This is a genomic window from Microseira wollei NIES-4236 (assembly GCF_020521235.1).
Taxonomy (GTDB): domain Bacteria; phylum Cyanobacteriota; class Cyanobacteriia; order Cyanobacteriales; family Aerosakkonemataceae; genus Microseira; species Microseira wollei.
The window spans coordinates 1-1901 of the sequence record NZ_BLAY01000412.1 but is presented as its reverse complement, the minus strand read 5'-3'; the positions used below and the strand labels follow the sequence as shown (position 1 = coordinate 1901).

At 43.6% G+C, this 1901-nt stretch carries 2 protein-coding genes; both read left to right on the top strand.

The window, feature by feature from the left end; genetic code table 11:
* Positions 1 to 9: 9 nt before the first annotated feature.
* Positions 10 to 489 (top strand): RNA-guided endonuclease InsQ/TnpB family protein, encoded by a 480-nt coding sequence (locus MiSe_RS48860; RefSeq protein WP_307731692.1) that lies wholly within the window; start codon positions 10 to 12, stop codon positions 487 to 489.
* A gap of 72 nt (positions 490 to 561) precedes the next feature.
* On the top strand, positions 562 to 1008 hold the full coding sequence (locus tag MiSe_RS48855; RefSeq protein ID WP_226594741.1) for a GNAT family N-acetyltransferase: 447 nt from the start codon (positions 562 to 564) through the stop codon (positions 1006 to 1008).
* Positions 1009 to 1901: the final 893 nt, after the last annotated feature.

Genomic DNA, 1901 nt, shown 5'->3' with positions numbered 1-1901 from the left:
TGAGTAGCCGTGTGCGGGGAAACTCGCAAGCACGGTTTCGGAGGGGAGGGAGAGGTTAGTAATAACCTCCCTCGACCCTACCCGATGCAAGTGGCGTTTGAGAAACTGCAAGTGAAGAATATGGTGATTCTTCACCATCTAGCCAAGTCCATCAACGATGCTGCTTGGTCGCAATTCACCCAATGGTTAGAATATTTGGGCAAGGTTTATGGTCGGGTTGTGGTAGGCGTACCGCCGCAATATACCAGCCAGGATTGCTCTAATTGCGGTCAGAAGGTGAAAAAGTCGCTGTCTGTTCGTACCCACGTTTGTCAATGTGGTTGCGTCAAGGATCGCGACCATAACGCTGCTATCAATATTTTAGATAAGGCGATCAAACAGACTGGCTATCAGTTATCAAATACCGTGGGACACACGGGAATTAACGCTTGTGGAGAGAAGATTCTCTGCTCTGATTTGGCAACAAATTTGGGTAAAATCGCTCATTGAAACAAGAATCTGCCGTCTTTTAAGCGGCAGAGTGTCAAAAATGGTCTCTTAGTAGATAGGAGTGTTGTGGTTATGAGCCTGTCCGATTACGAGTCAGAAGAGATGGGTATACAAATACGTTATTATAAGGATGCTGATTTTCCTCAATACGAACAATTATTGAAAGACATAGGAATTTATTATGAAATTCTAGATCAAAGAGAGATTCTCAAAAAAAAAATCCAGTACGATCCAGAATCTATTCTGGTAGCTGAAGAGAAGGGAAGATTAATAGGAACTGTTTATATTCTTTACGACCCTTGGGGTTGTTTGATTTACCACCTGGGAGTTCATCCCGATTACAGGAGGAAAGGCTTAGGCAATAAATTAATGGATGAAGCTGAAGGAAAACTGAAAGCCAGAGGAATAAACAGAGCGATATTGTTTGTTGAAGAAAATAACGAACAAGTAGTCGAGTTTTATCAGAAAAGAGGTTGGTTTATTCTCGAAAAAGCATTTTATATGGAAAAAGAGCTTTAACGGATTTCATGCCAACTTCCGCTGTGTGCTTAGTTTATCCACGAGATGCTTGAGGACTTTCACCGGAGATGAATGTGAATTTTTTGAGCTGCATCGATGGCGATCGATAGGGAGCAAGGGTTGCAATCCCCCACTGAAAAAATTCAGCTAATCGCCGCAGGATCCTCATACCAAATCCGGGTTAACTACCCCCGTTATTTATAAAGACCGCGCAGGCGGTCAAAGTTTGTGTAGCCGCGACTTTAGTCGTTTGGCTGGCATAAAGGGGGTAATCAAAGCGGATTTAGTATCAGATCCCCCCTACCCCCCTTTTTAAGGGGAGTAGGGGGGATGGGAGCGTCAGACGGCGGCTTACGTTTCGGACGATCTTTCCGAAACCGCCTGAAGCAATGCGGGTAAAAATTGGCGGTACTCCCACGAGTTGGCTTCGCCTACGATGCCCCCAATTTTTACAATTTCAATCGTTATTCGTTGTTTCTTGTCAACCAATAAATATTAACCAATACCCACTTGTATTACATCCAATATTCTCTTATAATATTCCCATGAAATACAAATTACAGTACGCAGTTCCAACAACAAAGCAAAAGCTAGAACTCAATCTATGGTTGAGAATTTGCCAGTACTGGTTTAACCGCCAATGAGGTGACAGGTTTGATTGGTGGGAGTATAACCGCTCTCCTGTTAACGCTTGTCCGTTAGTAACTCACCTGCTGGAAGTGCGGGATAAACCAAATTACTACAGCCAGGTGCGATGTAGAAGTCTCGTGTTAGATGGTTAAATAACCATCACAAATTGAGTGGAGAGCCGTCTCTCCCTTCGGTTTCTGTCCCGATGTCCCCAAGTAAAAGACTCATTGGAGTCTGGTCACATTGGTAGTAAGTAATGAATC